Origin of the sequence: Aerococcus sanguinicola (genome assembly GCF_008726925.1) — a bacterium.
In the GTDB taxonomy this organism is placed as follows: Bacteria; Bacillota; Bacilli; order Lactobacillales; family Aerococcaceae; genus Aerococcus.
This window is the reverse complement of sequence record NZ_VYWO01000001.1, coordinates 490,258-510,569: the sequence shown is the minus strand read 5'-3', so window position 1 is coordinate 510,569 and position 20,312 is coordinate 490,258. Positions and strand designations below refer to the sequence as shown.

Annotated in this window: 19 protein-coding genes; 9 read left to right on the top strand and 10 right to left on the bottom strand. The window is 43.9% G+C overall.

Annotation, left to right across the window (positions count from 1 at the left end):
- The 4 genes from pheT to F6I03_RS02500 all read left to right on the top strand — a co-directional run bounded on the left by pheT (position 1) and on the right by F6I03_RS02500 (position 4,637).
- Positions 1 to 2,430 carry a phenylalanine--tRNA ligase subunit beta gene (gene pheT / locus F6I03_RS02515; RefSeq protein ID WP_070626009.1) on the top strand — a complete coding sequence of 810 codons (2,430 nt, stop codon included), beginning with the start codon at positions 1 to 3 and terminating at the stop codon, positions 2,428 to 2,430.
- A 96-nt stretch (positions 2,431 to 2,526) separates the two neighbouring features.
- On the top strand, positions 2,527 to 3,507 hold the full coding sequence (gene pta, locus F6I03_RS02510) for a phosphate acetyltransferase (RefSeq protein ID WP_070430505.1): 981 nt from the start codon (positions 2,527 to 2,529) through the stop codon (positions 3,505 to 3,507).
- Between the two features lie 120 nt (positions 3,508 to 3,627).
- Complete coding sequence (gene tsaE / locus F6I03_RS02505; RefSeq protein WP_070430504.1) at positions 3,628 to 4,095, top strand: tRNA (adenosine(37)-N6)-threonylcarbamoyltransferase complex ATPase subunit type 1 TsaE; 468 nt, start codon at positions 3,628 to 3,630, stop codon at positions 4,093 to 4,095.
- Positions 4,096 to 4,097: 2 nt separating this feature from the next.
- Complete coding sequence (locus tag F6I03_RS02500) at positions 4,098 to 4,637, top strand: GNAT family N-acetyltransferase (RefSeq protein ID WP_070430503.1); 540 nt, start codon at positions 4,098 to 4,100, stop codon at positions 4,635 to 4,637.
- 72 nt (positions 4,638 to 4,709) lie between these two features.
- Here the strand turns inward: F6I03_RS02500 and F6I03_RS02495 are convergent, their stop codons facing one another.
- Positions 4,710 to 4,952: a hypothetical protein gene (locus F6I03_RS02495; RefSeq protein WP_070430502.1), complete on the bottom strand. Its 243-nt coding sequence runs from the start codon at positions 4,950 to 4,952 to the stop codon at positions 4,710 to 4,712.
- Positions 4,953 to 5,483: 531 nt separating this feature from the next.
- Between F6I03_RS02495 and murB the strand changes: the two genes are divergently transcribed.
- The 4 genes from murB to F6I03_RS02475 all read left to right on the top strand — a co-directional run bounded on the left by murB (position 5,484) and on the right by F6I03_RS02475 (position 9,248).
- Positions 5,484 to 6,389, top strand: a complete 906-nt coding sequence (gene murB, locus F6I03_RS02490; protein ID WP_371325726.1) for a UDP-N-acetylmuramate dehydrogenase — start codon at positions 5,484 to 5,486, stop codon at positions 6,387 to 6,389.
- 145 nt (positions 6,390 to 6,534) lie between these two features.
- A complete protein-coding gene (locus tag F6I03_RS02485; RefSeq protein ID WP_070698460.1) occupies positions 6,535 to 8,205 on the top strand; it encodes a DUF3744 domain-containing protein in 1,671 nt (556 codons plus the stop codon).
- 15 nt (positions 8,206 to 8,220) lie between these two features.
- A complete protein-coding gene (locus F6I03_RS02480; RefSeq protein WP_070431815.1) occupies positions 8,221 to 8,934 on the top strand; it encodes an AzlC family ABC transporter permease in 714 nt (237 codons plus the stop codon).
- Entirely contained in the window at positions 8,931 to 9,248 is a 318-nt protein-coding gene (locus F6I03_RS02475) for an AzlD domain-containing protein (RefSeq protein ID WP_070431814.1), read from the top strand. The genes F6I03_RS02480 and F6I03_RS02475 overlap by 4 nt, the downstream gene beginning before the upstream one ends.
- Positions 9,249 to 9,318: 70 nt before the next feature.
- Here F6I03_RS02475 and fni read toward each other — a convergent pair whose 3' ends face one another.
- The 4 genes from fni to mvk are packed head-to-tail and all read right to left on the bottom strand — an operon-like array spanning position 9,319 to position 13,480.
- Positions 9,319 to 10,386, bottom strand: a complete 1,068-nt coding sequence (gene fni, locus F6I03_RS02470) for a type 2 isopentenyl-diphosphate Delta-isomerase (protein WP_070431813.1) — start codon at positions 10,384 to 10,386, stop codon at positions 9,319 to 9,321.
- 21 nt (positions 10,387 to 10,407) lie between these two features.
- Entirely contained in the window at positions 10,408 to 11,493 is a 1,086-nt protein-coding gene (locus F6I03_RS02465) for a phosphomevalonate kinase (RefSeq protein ID WP_070431812.1), read from the bottom strand.
- Between the two features lie 24 nt (positions 11,494 to 11,517).
- Entirely contained in the window at positions 11,518 to 12,507 is a 990-nt protein-coding gene (gene mvaD / locus F6I03_RS02460; RefSeq protein ID WP_070431811.1) for a diphosphomevalonate decarboxylase, read from the bottom strand.
- 19 nt (positions 12,508 to 12,526) lie between these two features.
- Complete coding sequence (mvk, locus tag F6I03_RS02455) at positions 12,527 to 13,480, bottom strand: mevalonate kinase (RefSeq protein WP_168160489.1); 954 nt, start codon at positions 13,478 to 13,480, stop codon at positions 12,527 to 12,529.
- A 214-nt stretch (positions 13,481 to 13,694) separates the two neighbouring features.
- Here mvk and guaA point away from each other — a divergent pair, with 214 nt between their 5' ends.
- A complete protein-coding gene (guaA, locus tag F6I03_RS02450; RefSeq protein WP_070431825.1) occupies positions 13,695 to 15,236 on the top strand; it encodes a glutamine-hydrolyzing GMP synthase in 1,542 nt (513 codons plus the stop codon).
- Positions 15,237 to 15,316: 80 nt separating this feature from the next.
- Here the strand turns inward: guaA and F6I03_RS02445 are convergent, their stop codons facing one another.
- The 5 genes from F6I03_RS02445 to F6I03_RS02425 all read right to left on the bottom strand — a co-directional run bounded on the left by F6I03_RS02445 (position 15,317) and on the right by F6I03_RS02425 (position 20,048).
- Positions 15,317 to 16,396 (bottom strand): site-specific integrase, encoded by a 1,080-nt coding sequence (locus F6I03_RS02445; RefSeq protein WP_070431809.1) that lies wholly within the window; start codon positions 16,394 to 16,396, stop codon positions 15,317 to 15,319.
- A gap of 132 nt (positions 16,397 to 16,528) precedes the next feature.
- The gene (locus tag F6I03_RS02440; protein WP_070431808.1) at positions 16,529 to 17,296 is read right to left on the bottom strand and encodes a DUF1828 domain-containing protein; all 768 of its coding nucleotides are present in this window, start codon (positions 17,294 to 17,296) and stop codon (positions 16,529 to 16,531) included.
- A 19-nt stretch (positions 17,297 to 17,315) separates the two neighbouring features.
- Positions 17,316 to 17,765 carry a DUF6978 family protein gene (locus F6I03_RS02435; protein ID WP_083290649.1) on the bottom strand — a complete coding sequence of 150 codons (450 nt, stop codon included), beginning with the start codon at positions 17,763 to 17,765 and terminating at the stop codon, positions 17,316 to 17,318.
- A 131-nt stretch (positions 17,766 to 17,896) separates the two neighbouring features.
- Positions 17,897 to 19,267, bottom strand: coding sequence for a DUF4041 domain-containing protein (locus F6I03_RS02430; protein ID WP_224788481.1), 1,371 nt, complete (start codon positions 19,265 to 19,267; stop codon positions 17,897 to 17,899).
- Between the two features lie 55 nt (positions 19,268 to 19,322).
- Positions 19,323 to 20,048, bottom strand: a complete 726-nt coding sequence (locus tag F6I03_RS02425; RefSeq protein WP_070431807.1) for an XRE family transcriptional regulator — start codon at positions 20,046 to 20,048, stop codon at positions 19,323 to 19,325.
- Positions 20,049 to 20,312: the final 264 nt, after the last annotated feature.

Below are 20,312 nucleotides of genomic sequence, written 5' to 3'. Positions count from 1 at the left end.
ATGAAAGTATCAATTGAATGGTTAAATGAACTCGTTTCGCTAGAGGGGCTCACAGCTGAAGAACTAGCGGATAAGATGTCCCGGACCGGGATTGAAGTCGATGGCTTGGAGAACCTCGGTAGTGTCTTGAAGAAGGTGGTGGTCGGCCATACTCTAGAAGTTGTTGACCATCCAGATTCAGACCACCTCCATATCTGCCAAGTGGATGTCGGAGAAGAAGAGCCTTATCAAATTGTTTGCGGGGCTCCTAATATCGCCAGCAATCAAAAAGTGATCGTGGCGCTTCCCAATTCACGGATTAAAGATAATGTGAAGATAAAAAAAGGTAAACTACGTGGTCAAGTCTCTCAAGGGATGATTTGTAGCTTAGAAGAAATCGGCTTCGAAGAAAATGTTGTCCCTAAAGAATTCGCTAATGGGATTGCTATTTTGCCTGAGGATGCACCAGTAGGAAGTCCCATTGTCGACTATCTTAAATTAGATGATCCTATCCTTGATTTGGACGTCACGCCTAACCGGGCGGATGCCTTATCTGTTCGCGGGAATGCCTGGGAAGTGGCAGCTATTTATGGCCGCCAACCCCAATTCGCTAGCCCTGACGTCAAAAGTTTTGCCGACCAATCGGACCTCTCTGGCAGTATAGCCATTCAGGTCGATGATCCTCAAATGGTTCCTGAATACAATGCCTTCCTAGTACGCAATGTGAAGATCCAGCCAAGTCCATTAGCTGTCCAAGTGCGCTTAATGAAAGCAGGCATCCGTCCGATTAATAACATTGTGGATGCCACCAACTACGTCCTCCTCGAATACGGCCAACCTCTCCATGCCTTTGACTATGATAAATTAGGCACAGGCAAGATTGAAACACGGATGGCTAAAGCTGGCGAAACACTCCAAACGCTTGATGGGGAAGAGCGTCAGTTGACAGAGGAAGATATCGTGATTACAGACGGTCAAGAGCCAATTGCCTTAGCTGGAGTCATGGGCGGCTACGATACAGAAATTGACCAGTCAACCCAGAATGTCTTAGTTGAAGCAGCGATGTTTGAACCCATCCATATTCGGAAAACAGCCCGTCGTTTAGGTTTAAGAAGTGAGTCTAGCATGCGCAATGAGCGTGGGGTTAACCAAGCAACGATCGCTGAAGCTGGTTACTATGCTGCCCAATTGATGGTGGAGTGGTCTGCTGGTGAACTAGAAGCAGGTATGGCCCAAGTTTCATCCTTGGACCATGGAGATGTCAAGGTCGAAAGCTCCCTGGCTTATATCAACCGTGTCTTAGGCACCAAGCTTAACTATGCAGATATTGAGCAAGTCTTCGCTGACCTCCAATTTGGTCTTGAAGGGGACGCAGATCGTTTCACAGTGACGGTTCCACCTCGTCGCTGGGATATCCATATTCCAGCTGACCTCAGTGAAGAAGTTGCCCGTATCTATGGTTACGACAAGATTCCTTCTCACTTACCGGATGCTCAGGGCTATAAGATTGGCCTAACTGAGCGCCAAACGTTCGACCGCCGTGCCCGCTTGACCATGCAGGCTCTTTCTTTCAACCAGGTGATTGGCTATAATTTGGTTAGCGAGGAAGCTCTAAATGTTCTGCAATTGGAAGAGCGATCAGCTGTTGAGCTTGACTTCCCAATGAGTGAAGACCACCGCTTTATGCGGACCAACTTGCTCACCACCGACCTTGATATTACCCGTTACAATGTCGCCCGTAATGTGAATAATGTGGCGATTTATGAGAGTGGCCGTATTTCTTACTGGGAAGATGACCAGCCTGTTGAAGAGAACCATTTGGCAGCCGTTTGGACTGGAAACCGTATCGACCAATCTTGGCAAGGCCAGGACCAAGCCGTGGACTTCTTTGCCATGAAGGGCATTGTTGAAGCCTTGCTGGGATCCATGAACCTAGCTTGCAGCATCCATTACCAAGCTGCTCAAGATATCGCCGATACCCATCCGGGCCGGACTGCCCGTATCCTGGCTGACTTAGGTGATGAGGAGCTTGTCCTTGGTTTTCTTGGTCAACTCCACCCGCAAACTGCTGACCGCTACGACCTCGTACCAGCCACTTATGTTTTTGAGCTGTCCCTAGACCGTCTCTTTGACCTGCCAAAACAGACCATTGTTCAGGAAAGTATTCCTAAATATCCAGGCATCAAACGGGATATTGCCCTTCTGGTTGATGAGTCTGTGACCCATGCGGAAATCCAAGCCTGCATCCAAAAGGCCGGAAACCAGTACTTGCGAGCTATTCAAGTCTTTGACCTCTATACCGGGGACAAGATCCAAGACGGTAAGAAGTCTCTGGCTTATCAATTGTCTTACTTGAATCCTGAAGCTACCCTCCAAGACGATGAGGTTACAGCTAATGTCGAAGCGATTATCCAAGCCCTTAGCCAAGAACTGGGCGCTCAAGTTCGCTAAGAATTAGCTAAGAATTGGACCAGTTCAAGAGGATTTTTAGGCAAAGTATGTTAAGATTAAAGTAGACATATGATAAAAAATTAGGAGGTCAAAATAATGGATATGTTTGAGAGCTTAAAAGCTAAAATTCAAGGCAAAAATGTGCGCATTGTTTTCCCTGAGGGTGCTGAAGAACGCATCCAAGGAGCAGTTGTCCGCCTGAAAGAAGATGGTTTAGTTGAACCTGTCTTATTAGGGAATCCGGATGACTTACAAGCTAAGGCAAAGGAATCAGGCCTTGACTTGTCTGGAATTGAGATAATTGACCCAAATAACTACGACGCTTTCGATGAAATGGTTGAGGCCTTCGTTGAACGCCGTCGTGGTAAGGCAACTGAGGAACAAGCGCGTGAAATCCTCAAAGATGAAAACTACTTCGGGACCATGTTAGTTTACCAAGACAAGGTTGACGGCTTGGTATCAGGGGCTGTTCATTCAACAGGTGATACGGTTCGCCCTGCCTTGCAAATTGTTAAGACCAAGGAAGGCGTTCGCTCGACTTCAGGCGCTTTCATCATGGTTCGTGACGATGAACGCTATGTCTTTGCAGATTGTGCCATTAATATTGACCCCGATAAAGAAGCTCTGGCTGAAATCGCTATTGAATCGGCTAAGACAGCTGAATTATTCGATATTGAACCCAATGTCGCTATGTTAAGCTTCTCAACCAAGGGCTCAGCTTCCGCTCCCCAACAAGAAAAAGTAGCTGAAGCTGTCGCTATCGCCCAAGAAAAAGCACCTGAACGCTTCAATATTGACGGCGAATTACAATTTGACGCTGCCTTCGTTGAATCTGTTGGCAAACAAAAAGCTCCTGATTCTAAGGTAGCAGGCCAGGCTAAGGTCTTTGTCTTCCCTGAGATTCAATCGGGGAACATTGGCTACAAGATTGCCCAAAGACTCGGCGGCTTCGAAGCCATTGGACCTATCCTCCAAGGGATGGCTAAGCCAATTTCTGACCTCTCACGTGGCTGTAATGAAGAAGATGTGTACAAAATTTCAATCATTACTGCTAACCAAGCCTTGCTTGATGACTAAGTGATTAGATATCAATCAAATAAAGGGACTGGGACTGACCCGAGTCCCTTTTCTTTTTGCTCAGCTGTGATTTTGGTGATAAAATATGAAGCATAGACGATTTGAAAGAGGAGGGGTTGCATGTCTGAAGACTTCATTTGGCAGGGGGAAGCTGCCACCCAAGCTTTTGCCCACTATCTCGCTTCCTACCTGAAAGCTGGAGATATCATTTGCTTAGCAGGAGACTTGGGGGCGGGAAAGACGACTTTCACCCGCTACCTAGCAGAAGGCTTGGGCATAACAGGTAATATTAAGAGTCCGACCTTCACGATTATCCGTGAATACCAAACGGGCAGACTTCCGCTCTATCACATGGACGCCTATCGCCTGGAAGAGACCGGAGCAGAGGGAATGGGCTTGGAAGAGTATTTGGAAGGCGATGGCCTGACTGTGATCGAGTGGCCACAGTTCATTGAAGAGGAATTATCAACGAATTACTTGTGGCTAAGGATTAACAAAGGCCAAGATGATGAGCGTATCGTCCACTTTGAAGGCTTTGGTCCACGGGGTAAGCAGCTCGCCCGAATAATAGAAGAGGAGTATGGCTAGTTATGAAGAAAGAAGAAATTGAAATTGTTTTTGAGGATGGACAGCCCAAGCACGCCAAGCAGCTTTTGGATTTTTACCGTTTGGTTGGGGCAGAGAGCCCCTATCTGACCTTTGGCGAAGAGGGCTTAGGCATTAACCAAGAGCAGGAAACTCGCTACTTGAAACAGATCCAAGAAACGACCAATAACCGCCTCTTGCTAGCTAGCCTTAATGGCGAGATCATTGGCGTGGCGAGTATTGGGGCGCCTAGCAATCCCAAAACAGGCCATGTGGGGGAAATTGGTATCTGCATCCTTCGTCGCTTCTGGGGTATGGGCCTCAGCCGGGTGATGATGGAAGATATGATTGAATGGGCAGAGGAGAGCCCCTCCCTGCGCTATCTACGTTTGGAAGTGAATGCGGATAATATTCGTGCCATCAAGCTTTATGAACATTATAACTTTGAAATAATCGGTAAAACCCCTTCAGGCATGTTTTGCCAAGAAGACTACCAGGATGTCTTGATGATGGGACGCCGGGTGGATGAAGCTGAAGACGAATAAAAAAGGCCAGTCCCTCTGTCTCCTTGCTTAGACTTCATGATCTGAGGTCTGCAGGAGCCAGGGGCTGGCTTTTTACCATGCTTTGAATGAAATAGTGAGCATAAAGAGGAATAATAAGAGGTTACAGAGGGCTAAACCCCAACGCCAACGGGGAGACTTATCATTGAGTGCAAAAATAAGACCCACTATAGGGATGAGTAGACTTATAAGCAAGCTCCAATGGGTCAAGTCTTGGGGCTGGGTCATTAATTGTTTAGCTGAGAAGAATAGGCTGAGGGCAGTCATTAAGAGCGCTTGCCGTCTTTCTTTGGTCATTAGTCAATTTCCTTTCTCGTGTTTACTTTGGAGAAGCTATCATCAATGCTTCTATTCTAGCAAATTATCCAGCTTTAGACTAGGCGGTCTAATTATTTAAGTCTGGGACAAAAGTCCTGGCCTCTTTACAAAATATGAACTATTCTTTAAAAACGTGCTCCAAAAGTCAGCCCTGACATCTACTTCGTACAGGGTGTGAGCAAAGGCGTCCAAAAAGGGATGACTGGAGGCAAAGGGGATAAGAGCGGCTTTAGCCGATCGTTCCACTTTGCTGAAGTCACTCCCTTTTTGCCTTTGTGAACCCAACTACGAATTATGGAAGATCCTTTGACAAGCTTCTTCCATAATTCACGGACAGTTGCTATAGCTGTTCGAAGCGTAGCGAGCTACAGATATAGTATGCGCTAGCTGATTCCGGGCTAACCGACTTTTGTCACACTCTCAATTATTTAAGCTATCTTTTCATTTATTTGGACTTGTGGTATGATGGAGGGACGAAAGTATCCATTAGGCGGGAAAGGTGATCGTTAAGTGATGAAAGAAAAATTTCTTGAGCATTTTCCTCAAGCAAAGGTGAAGTTCGATGAAGCCCTGAGCTCATATTCCTATACACGTACAGGAGGACCGGCGGATATCCTTGTCTTCCCGCAGACGATTGAGGAAGTTCAAGCTATTGTCTCCTATGCAAGTACTGAAGAGCTGCCCTTCATGGTTTTAGGCAATTCGAGTAATTTGATTGTACGAGATGGAGGCATTGAAGGGATTGTGATGATCCTAACAGACCTGACAGAGGCCCAGGTTCAAGACCAAGCCTTGACGGTTGAGGCCGGCGCCCGCTTAATTGATGTCAGTCGACTGGCCGCTGATTATAGCCTTGGCGGGCTGGAATTCGCCTGTGGCATCCCCGGTAGCTTGGGGGGCGCCGTCTTTATGAATGCGGGAGCTTATGGGGGCGAGATGGCTGATATTGTTTCTCAGGTTGACTATGTAGACCGAAGAGGTAATTTGTGCGAGCTCACAGCTGAAGAACTTGACTTTGCCTACCGCCATAGCTGCTTCCAAGAGAATGGAGGTATTGTTGTAAGGGTCCACATGCAGCTCCACTCGGCTGATCAAACCATGATTGAATCCCGGATGGCTGAACTGACCCAGCTGCGTGAATCCAAGCAGCCTTTAGACCTTCCTTCTTGTGGCAGTGTTTTTAAGCGACCTGAAGGCCACTATACCGGCCAGCTCATCCAAGAGGCTGGCCTACAAGGTTACACTGTTGGAGGGGCCCAAGTTTCCCTGAAGCATGCGGGCTTCATTGTCAATATCGGCCAAGCCAGTGCCAGTGATTATTTGGCCGTTATTGCCCATGTTCAAGCAGTGGTCAAGGAACGCTATGGGGTAGACTTAGAGACTGAAGTGCGGATCATCGGCCGCGATAACCAATAAAAACTTAACATAAAGCAATCAGATAAACTTCTTCTGTGTAAAAAATATGTTAAAATACGGGAAGAAGTTTATTTGTGTTTTTTTAATTTAAATCGCTGCGAACAGAGATGGCTCTGGCAGTATTTGGCGAAAGGAGTTGGCAAGGATGGGGGAAGCCTGGATTAAATTTAATAATTTCTCTTTTACTTATGCTGGAGCACAGTTTCCAGCCCTGAAAGATATTAACTTGACCATAGAAAAAGGAGAAAAAGTTCTTGTATTGGGGGCCAATGGATCGGGTAAGACGAGTTTTCTTAAAGCCTTAAATCAAGAGTTAGGGACAGCAGCAAATCCCGGAAAAATTGAAGGTAGCGTCAGCTATTGTGACCATAATGTAGAAAGCTTTAAGGGTAAGGACATTGCTGACTTTATTTCAGAAGAAGCAGACGATGAACACTTGGTGGACTTAACGCCACAAGATGAAGGAAATTTTAGCAAGCGAATTTGGGCTTTACTAGCCAAGGATTCCCAGGGACGGTCTTATAATGATCTCTCGGCAGGAGAGCAAGACCTCTATCGTATGTTGGATCATATTAAAGACCACAAAAAGCTTTATATTTTCGACGAGCCCCTTGCCAATTTAGCTCCCCGAGCTGCGGAAGGCTTTGTCGATGCTTTGGACGATTTTCATATGAAGACCCAATCCACAATTGTTGTCGTGGAACACCGTTTAGAACAAATGATGTACCGCCATATTGACCGTGTCTTGGTCCTTCTGGGAGGTCGCTTGGTCTTTGATGGCTCCTTATCCGACTTGCTCCACCATGCCATCCTGGCCAACCTCGATGTGCGTGAACCTTTATACGTCACGGCCATGCGTTACGCTGGTTATCCGCTCGACCAGGTCCACCACATCGCCCATGTGAACCATATTTCAGGGCCCAATTTGAAGAAGGTAATGGAAGACTGGGCACTGTCTATCCCTAATTTTCGTTATCAAGAATCTAAGGAAGAGCTCATCCGTTTGGAAGGCGTCTCCTATCACTATAACCACAAAAACCATGCCCTAAAAGACCTTAATTTAAAAATTTGCCAGGGGGAAATGATCAGTGTGGTAGGCGCTAATGGTGCAGGTAAAACGACACTCAGCCGTATCCTTAGCCAAAGTCTGCAAGCGGACCAGGGGCAAATCTACTGGCATGGGCAAGCAGTGTCTGAAGACAACCGCCAAGCCGTAAGAAATAAGATTGCTTACCTTCCTCAAGATTTTAAGCATCTAATCCTTGGCCAAAATCCTTGGGAGCAATTAGATCGAACCTATGCTCACTACCAGGAAGCTGGTTGCCAGTTAGCTGAAAATAAGGAGGACTTATTTAACCAGGTCCTAGCTGCCATTGGCTTTGACCACTTGAAGAGTTATCCTTTGAAATTTTTAAGCTATGGCCAGCTGAAACGGTTAATACTAGCTTCTGTTTTATTGAAAGAGCCCGACTTGATTATTATTGATGAGCCAACAGAAGGGCAAGACTACCGGCATATGGTAGACTTCATGGGAACCCTCTACCAGATTAACCAAGAGCAAGGCATCGCTGTCATCATGAATACCTATGATGTGGAAGTTCTCCTAGCCTATACCCGGCGCTGTCTCGTCATGGCAGAAGGCGAAATTATTGCCGACACGGATCCAGTTCATGTTACCAGTAATGAAGACCTAGTCGACCAGGCTGCCCTGAGAGAAAGCTCCCTCTCCGTCTTTGCCAAAAGAATTGGTCTGGTCGATCCCTATGCTTTTATCCGGAAGTTTATGGACTATGACCGCGAAGTGCAACAAAGTTAAAGGAGGCTTGATTCGATGACGACTGCCTTAAAGCGTGCCGTCCAATATGCCTGGCCAGTCATTGTGGCCTATATTCCGCTTTCAATCGCTTGTGGGGTCTTGTTAGCTAGTGCTGGTTTGACTTATTGGCAGGTGGGCTTAACTTCTCTTTTGATTTTTGGGGGATCTGCTCAATTTATGCTGGCCTCACTCGTCTTAGCTCAGAGCTCTCCCTGGGTCATCATTGGCTTAGTGCTATTGCTTAATTCTAGGCAAATGCTCCTAACGTCTTCTTTGGCTTCTTACCTCCCCCAAGAAAAAACTTGGAAATTGGCTTGGCTCAGCCAGCTGACAGCGGATGAATCCTATGCTCTGAATGTGGTTAACTTTCAAGAGGCAGACCAGGGGCGCCTCCAATGGACCTATCAGGAGGCCTTTTACCTGGCCCTAACGACCTACCTCACTTGGCTCTTTGGGACGGTTGCCGGAAGTATTCTTGGTCAATTCTTTGCTTTTCCTACGGTGATTGTGAATTATGTGCTCATTGCCATGTTTATTGGCCTATTGATTCCGCAAATTAGGAACCGTAAGATTTTCTCTGTTAGCTTGATTAGCCTTGTGTTGAGCTTGTTTTTTCGCCTATTTGCCCCTTCGAGCTTGGTGATTGTGATGGTAACGCTTTTGGCTAGTTACCTGGCTTATCGGATTGACCGGCACTTACTGGAAGAGAGAGGAGACTTGCCCTTATGAGCTTGAATGCCCTGATCCTAATCATTGGCGGCTTATCAGTGCTGATGCGGGTCCTCCCTGGTGTCCTAATGCGCAAGGCAGACCTACCATTAGCCCTGCGTTTGGCCATGCCCTATGTACCCATTACACTCTTTACAGCCATGATAGCCTGTGATATTTTCTTTTGGGAGGATGGCTTTAACCTCAATCCCTTAGTTAATCTGAAATTAATCGCCTCACTGGTCGCAATAATTGTTGCTTATTGGACCAAAGACTTGATTAAAACGGTCTTAGCCGGAGTGCTAGCTATCAGCTTACTCTATTTGATTGTTTAAATATAAAATGCAGGCCCCAGCGTCGTTTTCGACGTCAGGGCCTGCATTTTTAACTTGGATGAGATAGCTTTTAATCTTGTGACTTGCTCTGTGACCGTTGGGCGAGGGCTTGGGCATCGATGCCGCGAAGCTGGGCCCAATGCCAAGGCCCATCGCTAAGGATGAGGTCCAAGTGCTTGAGCTCTTGACTATTGCGACAGTTTAAGAGCAGGTAGATGAGTTTTGTTTTTTCAATGAAGTTTTGGACCTTTTGGACGCTTGTCTCTAGGTCATGGTTAAGTACTAATTGAAGGAAGTAACCGCTCATACCGACTGCTTGGGCGCCTAAGCTTAGCGCCTTAACTAAATCGAGGGGTTGGCGGATGCCCCCAGAGGCTAGGATAGTCAGGTCCTCTCTTAGCTGGCTGGCTTCTAATAGACTAACCACAGTCGTTTGCCCCCAGTCGAAGAGCTCGGCAAAGTCTTGGTCAGCCCGTCTCTGGTTTTCGATTTGAGCAAAATTAGTTCCGCCGCGGCCACTGATATCAAGGGTTGAAAAACCTAGTTGGGCGAGCTCTTCCATACTTTCTCGACTCATACCGAAGCCAACTTCTTTAACAACAATCGGGACATCTACTTGGGCTTGGATATCAAGCAAGTGGTCTTTAATCTTCCGAAAATCGCGGTCGCCCTCGGGCATGACGATTTCTTGGGGGAGGTTAAGATGGACTTGGAGCGCGTCAGCCTGCAAAATTTCAACCGCTCGTTTGGCATCTTGCCCATCACGATCGGCTCCTACATTGGCGAGGACAAAGCCATCGGGATAAATTTCGCGAATAATTCGGAAAGAATCTTCTTGCTTAGGGTCTCTAAGAGCTGCTGACAGTGAACCGGAAGCCATTGGGACTTTCAGTTCCCTGGCGAGATGGGCAAGGCGGCCATTGATTTCTTTGGTCCAAGTACTCCCTCCTGTCATGGCATTGATATAGAAGGGGAGGGGGAAATCTTGGCCCAGCCAGTGACTGGATAAGTCAATATCTTCTTCGGCCAGCTGACCGATGCTTTGGTGGACAAAGCGAACATGGTCAAAGTCGCTCGTCTTAATTTCACCATAGTTGGCAGCAGCTTCCTTCACATGGTCGTCTTTACGGTTGGTCATGTCAACCACCGCCTCCTTTCGTTAAAAATAATAAAGATCGAGATCTAAATGGGTCAAAGCAGCCGCTTGGGCCTCCTGGAGAAAGGCTTGTCCGCTCGCCCGGTTTGGGGCGATGGCAATGGCACAGTCGCCCTGACCCGCTCCTGATACTTTGGCAGCCAGTCCGGCTTGACGGGCTAGGTTGATTACTTTGTTCAAAGCGGGACTAGCGTAATAACTGCCCTGGCTCTGAACTTGGTCTTCAATCAAGTCTTGGTTGGCACTTAAATGCTTAGCAAAAGATGAAAAATCTTCAGCCTCGAGGTCATGGCTCAAGGCTTCAACTAAGTTCTGGGATTGGGCCAAGAAGGTCTGGTCTAACAGGGCCTTTTGCTGGGTTAAGATTTTTTCGGTTGAAGCTTCCTGGCCTACCCAGAAGGCATAGAAGGCCCAATCATCAGGGAAAACCAGACTTTGAATCAGCAAGCCCGGCCAGTTTTTGTCTAATAATTTCAGCACATCTTGACCTGTCGTTTTTTTGGCTCGGCGGAACCATGACCGGTCAAAGTTCTGATAGAGAAGGAGTCCTCCGTGGCTGGCCGCTGCCAGGTCACCAAATGAGCCCTTCATCTTTAGCCGGGCTTCAGCGATAGCCGCTAACTTAAAGATCTTGAGTCGGTCTTCTTCTGAAAGGGGCTCTTGGATGTCTGAAAAGGCTTGAAGGATCCCTCGTAAGCAAGCAACAAGGACAGCTGCGCTAGAGCCTAAACCGTATTTTTGGCCGTTTGGGTCATGGAGCTGGCTTTTGATTGTGATTCGGTAGTGGCCTAAGTCTATTTCTGGATATTTGGCAAAGAGGTATTGTTCAGCTAAACGAATTCCCTCCCAAATTAAGCTAAAATTGTCTGCTCCCTGACTAGTACTGACGATTTTACCGGCATTAGTCCGAGACCAAGTGAGCCTTTCCTCTGCTAGATCGCTAATGACTTCATTCTGGTCACTGGCTTCAATTTCTAGGCAGAGAAAGGCATCCACAGCAGCAACAATGGCTTTTTGTTGGCTTTGGGTCACGGCATATTCGCCGGCCCAAAATAATTTACCAGGGACTGTAACTTGACAAGCTTTCATGAAAAAATCCTTTCTAAATCTTTCTTAATAAGGCCAGTGGTTGAGGGATTGGATACCCGGACCGACTTGACTCGTGATGACTTGGGCTTGAGGGAAGGCCTGGGCCAAGGCTTGGGCAATGGCCTGGCTTTCTGAAGAAGGGCAGAGGACCTTAATATTAGGGCCGGCATCCATGGTAAAGTAAGCCGTGTAACCTTGGTCACGGAGCTTTCTAACTTGGTCCATGGCTTCCAAACTTGCAGGCTCAAAATAAGTAAAAGGAGGGTTTGAAGCTAGCATCGTGGCATGCATTGCCATGGCATTGGCTTCTGCAATCTGGCCAATTTGGGCGAGATCGCGCTGGTCAATCGCGCTTTCCATTTCTTTTAATTGCTTCTCAGCGAGTTCAGGCCAGGCGGGGTAGAAGGCTGACGTTTCAATTGTGTGGGCCATGCCTTGGCGGGAGGGAATTTTCTTGTGCTGGGTATTGAGGGCTAAAATCACCATGGCCACTCCCCAATCAGCTGGGTCTAAGGGGACCGCATAAGAATTTTCATGGCGGTCGCCCTTGTTCCATTTAACAAAGCCGGGGAAGATACTCCGGGTCGCTGAGCCAGACCCCCGCCTTGCATAGGTCGAAAGCTCCTGGTCAGTTAAATCTAAGGCCAAGGCTTGGCGGCAAGCGGCAGCCAACGCAGCAAAGGCCGAGGCTGAACTAGCCAGCCCCGCTCCTGTTGGCACATGGTTGATACTCTCTACCTGGCAGGGGAGGTCTACTTGGGCGAGCTGTCTGAAGAGGTCTAGGAAAGGGCTAATTTTGGCGACATCGGCTTCTGATTGAAGCTCTCCATTCAAACGGAAGCTATCTTGCTTCAAGTCATCGGAAAAACAAACTTTGGTATCCGTGTATAAGGCTTCCAAGGTGAGGGAGAGGGAACTATTCATCGGAATAAAGAGCTGGTTATCTGCCTTGCCCCAGTATTTGATGAGGGCAATATTGGTGTGGGCACGGGCCATTGCTTGGTAAGTAGTCATAATATCCTCCTTCACTGGTTTACTGGCTTGCCAGGGGGACGAGCCAATAGTCAACAATCATTTCTTCGCTTTTTAGGGCCTGGCCTAAGCTTTCTGCCTGCGCTTTATCTTTAACCAGAGTGATGAAGCAGCCACCCTTGCCGCCACCCGTCATCTTGCCAGCAGGAGCGCCGTGGCTGAGGCAAAAATGGATGCCCATGTCCAATTCGGGGCTTGATACCTGGAGGGCTTGGAGCTTGGCTTGAGAGGCCTGCATCGCTTGGGCTAGGGCGCTCAGGTCAGTTTGACCGTTTTTCATTAAATGCTGGTAGAGGTCTTCTGTGGCTTGGCCTAGGCCAGCCAGAGCGCTTTGAGCTGCCAGCTGGCGGGCTCGGTAGGGGCTATCGAGGGCTTGGCGGATGCCTGTAACAGCCTCCTTGGTATTGCCTGGAATGCCAGTATCCGCAACCATCAGATAATAGGGGGTATGAAAGTGAAAGACTTCCATACTTTGCCCCTTTTTGTAGGAGAGGGGACGGTTCAAGACCGTTAGGCGGGCATCCAGACCACTGGGATTGCCATGGCTAATCGTCTCTGCCAAGTCTGCATAGGCTAAGAGGGTCTCTTGGTCCAAGGCCTTATCGTAAAAATCATAATAGGCACGAATGAAGGCTACCGCAACCGCAGCTGAACTTCCCATACCACGTTCAGCCGGAATGTTGCTTTCAATTTCTATCCTAAAATCACTCGAATCGGCATGGTCTTGTCGTAAGCTCTGCCAAAGTTGGCGGAGATTATCGAGTTTACTAGGGGCGGCTTCAAGGGGACCCTGGTAGAGTTCACTCATTAAAAAGCTGGGCCCGGCGGATTGCTCTAGGCTGACTTGAATCGTTACCGCTTCGATTGGCAGGGCCAGGGCGCGATAGCCGTAGACGACACTGTGTTCCCCACTTAAAATAATTTTACCGTGGGCTTTACCTATTCCTCTTTTCAAATCTCTCACTTCCATTTCCATTCTTATCTATTGTACAATATTTATAAGCAAAACACGAAGAGGAATGGCAAATCTCAATTGATTTCATCAAAATATTAAAAAAGATTTATTGCATCTTCGTGGCTAAACGTATACACTACAATATAATGGGACGCTTATCAATAGAGCTGTCCAGGAAATAAAGGAGAGTGGAAAAGTGGCAGTAAATGAAAGCATGCAAGCTGTAGAAAAAATCATTGTGCTTGACTACGGCAGTCAGTACAATCAATTGATTACCCGCCGTATCCGTGAATTTGGGGTCTATTCAGAACTCCTATCCCACCGCTTGACAGCCGAAGAGATCCAGGCTGAAGGCAATGTCAAAGGGATTATCTTATCGGGTGGCCCTAATTCAGTTTATGCTGATGGTGCCTTCGATGTTGATCCTGCCATCTTCGACTTAGGGATTCCTGTACTGGGAATCTGCTATGGGATGCAACTGATTACCCAAAAATTAGGTGGTCGGGTAGAAGCTTCTGATAAACGGGAATATGGCCAGCAAGAAATGACCATTAAGAAAACAGATTCTAAAATCTTTGCCGGCTTGGAAGAAGAAGAGCATGTTTTAATGAGCCATGGGGACCGGATTGCTGAGATTCCTGAAGGCTTTGAAATTACTGGGGTTGCTCCCCATAGCCCAGCCGCAGCTTTTGAGAATGAAGCGGAGCAAATCTATGGCTTCCAATTCCATCCGGAAGTTCGCGCTTCTGTACACGGTAACCAAATGTTACGCAACTTTGTCTTCAATATTTGTGGGGCTTCTGGCGATTGGTCCATGGAAGACTTTATCCAAATTAAAACGGCTGAAATCCAAGAACTTGTCGGCGACCGCAAAGTACTCTTAGGTCTGTCGGGAGGCGTGGATTCATCTGTAGTAGGTGTGCTCTTACAACGTGCTATCGGGGACCAGCTTGTCTGCATCTTTGTTGACCATGGTCTCTTGCGTAAGGGCGAGGCTGACCAAGTTATGGAAACGCTAGGCGGCAAATTTGGCTTAAATATTATTAAGGCAGATGCTGCTGATCGCTTCCTCGATAAATTAGCCGGTGTCTCTGATCCAGAAAGCAAGCGTAAAATTATTGGTAACGAATTTATTGAAGTCTTCAATGATGAAGCCATTAAGCTCAACGGCGTAGACTTCCTTGCCCAAGGCACGCTCTACACAGATGTTATTGAGTCTGGGACAGAAACTGCCCAAACCATCAAATCCCACCACAATGTAGGGGGCTTACCAGAAGATATGAGCTTCGAATTGATCGAGCCGCTCAATACCCTCTTCAAGGATGAAGTGCGCGCCCTAGGAACAGCTTTAGGGATGCCTGATCCAATTGTATGGCGCCAACCCTTCCCAGGACCCGGCCTAGCTATTCGGGTGATTGGTGAAGTGACAGAAGAGAAGCTACACATTGTCCGCGAATCAGATGCTATTTTACGCGAAGAAATTGCCAAGAACGGCTTGGAACGTGATGTTTGGCAATACTTTACGGTTCTTCCTGGCTTCAAGTCAGTGGGCGTTATGGGTGACCAAAGAACCTATGAATATACAATTGGTATCCGAGCCATCACATCCGTCGACGGCATGACCGCTGAATGGGCACGCTTACCCCATGAGCTTTTAGATACCATCAGCCGCCGGATTGTCAACGAAGTGTCGGGAATTAACCGCGTGGTTTACGATATTACCAGTAAGCCACCATCGACTATTGAATGGGAATAACACTAATGAAAGTTAGAAAGACTGTTAAATCAATAGTTTGAAGGGTGTTATAAAATGCCGTGCAACAAGTTTGCAACAAATTATTTTAAAAGTGTTTCTAGCAGGTTAGCGACTGAGTTGTCCGCACCGTCCCAAAGATGGGCGTAAGTATCGAGCGTTGTCTTAATACTTTCGTGTCCCAGGCGGTGCTGGACGACTTTTGCTGATGTCCCGTGCTGGATGAGTAATGTTGCATGGCTATGACGTAAACAATGGGAAGTGATTGGTGTGATATTGCACCAATCAGCCGTTGTCCGAAGCTGTCGATTTAAAGCTTCTTTACCACAAGAAGTGAATAGTCGTTCCCTAGGCTTGTAAGCATATAGGGTGTCTATATAGTCATCTAGGCGATCAAAAACGATTTGAGGGGCACTAATGGTGCGTATAGAAGCTTCTGTTTTAGGAGTCTGTATGACGGGCTCTCTATCTATGACTTGATAGTTCTTAGTGATGCTTACCGTCTTTTCCTCGTAATCAAAATCATTTTTACTCAGAGCTAGCATTTCACCTAAACGAATTCCAGTGAAGAAGATTAGTGTTATAATGGCTTGATACATCTTAGAATCCACTTGATTATGATATCGAATATCATAGCAAGACATGGCTTCGTAATAGTCCTCAAGGGTCCATATGGGCTTCTTGGGGGCTTTTTTGCTGCCCATGCTGCCTGCTTGCCTTGCTGGATTCTGGGGAAGGTCATAGTATCTGACGGCATAGTTCAGCATAGCCGACAACTGATTGTTTAGGGTCTTTAAATAGGTTGGAGTATAGCCCTTAAGTCTCATTTCATTTTGCCACTTAACCACATGCTTAGCCTTTATTTCTCGAAGGGGTAAATTGCCAAAGAAAGGAAGAATCTTAGAAGTGATGATATTCTCTTTATTTTCCCATGTTGTTGCTTTGACAGTAGGCTTGATATCTTCCTGGTAGTGTGACCATAGACCATTGAAAGTCATATCCGGAGAGGTCGCCATTTTGTCTAAGAAGTTGCGTTCCCATTCTTTCGCTTCTTTCTTGAGGGTAAAGCCACGCTTCCACTTTGTTTTTCTTTCCCCATTAACATCTTCATACTGACATTTGACAAACCAGGTCTCTCTCTTCTTGTCCTTATACACGGGCATGGTGATCAGTCCTTTCTTTAGCTTCTAAATTTTGATATAATTGGGCATGCAAAAACCACACACTTATGGTGTGTTTTTTGAGTGTAGCTCTACTCCATAGTGCCGACCAAAGCTAGGGGAGTAGGGCTTTTTTTATTTTAAAGCTAATAGTTCATTTTGATGAGAGAATGGAATAATTTCTACATCGGCTTCATTAGCTGCTGTTTGATTTCTTTCTGAAATTTTATCTACTTCTGAAATTAATACAAACTTTAAGCCGTGTTGCCGGAATTGACTTTCATTTTTTAAGTCTTCATATATAAATTTTTGGGAAACTATATTATCAAAAACCGGCTTTCTAATAAATTGGAACATTATATTTGGCCGTGATTTAGTAGCACCTAAGCTATAATCCATTTGATAATGTATGCTCGAACTTCCGGTAAAATTAGGCTCAATATTCCCTCCAAATTCATGTTCAAAAAAGAAGCTATAAACATCTTCTTTAAACATACTTCGTGTGTTTGATTCATTTAAGTTTAATAAGTCGTATATACTTAAGATTGCTTGTAGCATATCATGCTTTTTTTGTGGAAAATCTTTTATTTCAATTTTTTTGGTAGTAAGAATATTGTCTTGAAGATTTAAGGAATACTTTTTAACGATATTTGTCAAAATCTGTTGCCTAGTTTCGGTGCTATAATTTAGTCCCATCATATCTAATTCATCAAGAGTCATTCCATCGTCTGTTAGCTCCAAGGTTTTATCGTTATGCCAAATAATAAAAATAGGGATTCTATCATTTAGGTGATTCGTATAAGGAGTAATAATTTCATCAGCCTTTTTTAGTTCATTAATTTGAATTTTAGACTTGTACCATTCGATATAATTATCAATGAGTAATGTTGTATCTTTTTTCATAATAGCACCTCCTTTTTTGCTATATTAAAGCAATTTCTATATTACTTAAGTCAACATTATTATATAACAAAAAAGCAATAAGACTATCTCTCAATTCATTAATAATTTGTTTGTCTGAAATGTCACTAAGTGGAATTGCTATTCTACCATTATCATATTTCTCCGAAAAAATATGAACATGTGGTGTGTCAATAGTTGTAATGCTTCCATCTGGATTTCTATTATCATGGGGTGGGCCAGCATAGTCAAGCCGAACCATTATTTTATGTTCTTCAGAATTCATAATGTATGTTAAATAGTCTTCTCTCAAGTGTCCTTTTCTATTGACTATTAATGAATATTTTTCTTCTTTTGAAAGCTGATTATACAAATTAAATTTGGATTGACTACCATAATCAGGAAAATTAATTACGTTTTTAGTTAAAATTTTTACACAGTTTATTAATTGCAGATATATTGAATGTTCCATTTTATCACTAATTACTCCTCCTTTAATGTTTGCGGACTTTGTTATACTATTTAATTTCCTTAAAACACTACTTTACCGATTAATTTGATATCGTCATCTTCTTTGAAAATGATATGGAGGTTTACATCGTATTAAGAATGTTTTTCTATATTTAAAGTCTCGTAATATTGCTCAGCCTCAGGAGATTCAATAAAAGTAGCAGTTTGATCGTATTCTTTATGTACGAGTTCTTTAATGGATTCAATATCCGTTTTGAAGAATTCCTTTCTATGGTTCACTTTATTCACTTCATTGTCTCTAAAATGTTGATGCAGTGAATTTTCAAGTGCTGGTGCATCTTCACTGAAGATTAAGGCATGGACATCAAAAGGGAAGGGGACTGAAGCACTGCTGAGTTCGTTAATCCGATCCATTGGTTCTAGCCGTCTCGTCATACCAATTTTAAAGATATTTTCACCGAATGAACCAATATTTGAAATGATATATACAAAGCCAGCTTTAGGTGTTGCTTCCAAGTTAGAAACTTTTTCTTTTTCAGCAGTTAATTCATCTATTTTTACTTGGAGTTCCTTAATCTTATCAGCATAGATTTGAGTTTCTACATCATTACTGGATTGACTCATATATTTCAATAAGCGAGATAATTCATTATTGAATTGTTTTTCGTCTTTTTCGATTTTCTTTTTCTGGGCTTGCAATTCTTGCTCAGCACGTTGCTGCTCACGAATTTCTTCTTTTTTAGCTTTCAGTAATTCTTTTTCTGTCATTCGTGCCACTTGATAACGATATGTTAGTTCAAGTTTTTCTAATTTTATATCCAAGAATTCTTTCGGAAGACTAACTGAATCAATTTCATAAAGTTTATTCAGTTGTTCAAAACTCCTAACAATCCGTTTTCTTACTGTATCAATATTTTTAGTAGTGACATTAGAAATTTGATGATCAGTCTCTGCATTAAAAGCTCGTGTAATTTGTTTGTTATGCTTTTTATCAGATTTGTTTCGATTAGCTATACTCTTAGAAAGTTCCTTTTCTTTTAGCTTTATCTTTTCAAACTCATTTTTCAATTCACTAGAAGTAAACTCTTTCGTATAATCAAAACTGGTAAATTCATAAAAGGTATCTGCATTAAGTAATTTGTTTTCCTCAATTAATGAGCTTTTTTCGTTTTTCAATTTTTCAATCTGTTCCTTAATAGATTGGAGTTGTTCTTCTGCTTTATTTTTATTATCAGAGCACTCTTTCTCAAATTCTTTCTTTTTCGCTTCTATTGACTTTTGAATCTCTAAGTCACTTTCATAAGCTTTTCTATATTCTTTAGGTACAAGTCGATTATCCATGAGGTTTTTAACAACATAATAAATTAGTGCAATAACTGCTAATACAATGCCTAATTCAGGACTACTGACAAAGACAACAAATATTAGGATGGCTGCACAACCTAACATGGTGTCATTATTTGTTTTAGATTGATTTTGCTTTTCATCATTATTTTGATTCACTTTTTAATATTCCTTTCTGATTATTTAGCTGGTCCTAATTAGATTTCGATAATATTTATAAAACAATACTGCCTATAAGTTGGATGGCATTGTAATTTTTAAAAATTAAGTCATCATATTTATCATTTAATGATACTAGGCGTAATTGATCATCGTCTATGTACGCCTTTCTGAGATAGGCTTCACTATCAATACTGAAAATACCGATTTGACCAGTTCGGATATCTGTTGCTTTTCTAACAAAAATGTATTCATCATTTCTAAACATCGGTTCCATTGAATCTCCATCAACCTGGACAACAAAATCAAATTCAGTATTTGGCAAAATATTTGTTGGTAAAGAAATAGTTTCCTGGTGTTCACTATCTAACCATTCTCCAGTTTCTGCAGATACAGGACCGCAGAATAAGAGATCTTGATAGTCAGATAAGAGGTAGGTATTGGAATCTTCTCTGATTATATCTTCATTATGTTCCTGTTTCTGTGCTTGAGCAAATGAGTAGACTTTGTTTTGTTGAGTGGGTGAGAGGATTTTAACAGTATCCGTTATTTTATCAATAATTGATTCTATATCATTTGTAGTTAGATCCTTATTCATTAAGTCATCTAAATCTACATTAAAAATTGAAGCAATTTCTGATAATACTTTTATTTTGGGAGTATAAGTTCCTTTCTCCCATTCGCTAATGGTTGAGCCACTTTTTCTACCTAGTTGATTTGCCAGTTCTTCTTGTTGAAGGCCAAATTTATTTCGTAAATATTTTAAATTCGAGTTAAACATTTCACACCTCCAATTTATTAACATAATATCATCATTTCAGAAATAATGAAATAAATAGCAGCATAAGAATTCAGAAAAACTGAAATTAGACGTTTGTCTTCATAAGACCGAAACCTCTAGTAGATTTAGAAGTCAAGAAGGATGATGATGCGATTGGAAACATATACTAGCCCAAACCAATTTCAAAAGCTCTCGTCTTGTGATTGTTTATTTAGCAGCTTGTTCTAGAGACCAAATTAATGACTGTCGGGTCAGTATTAGAAC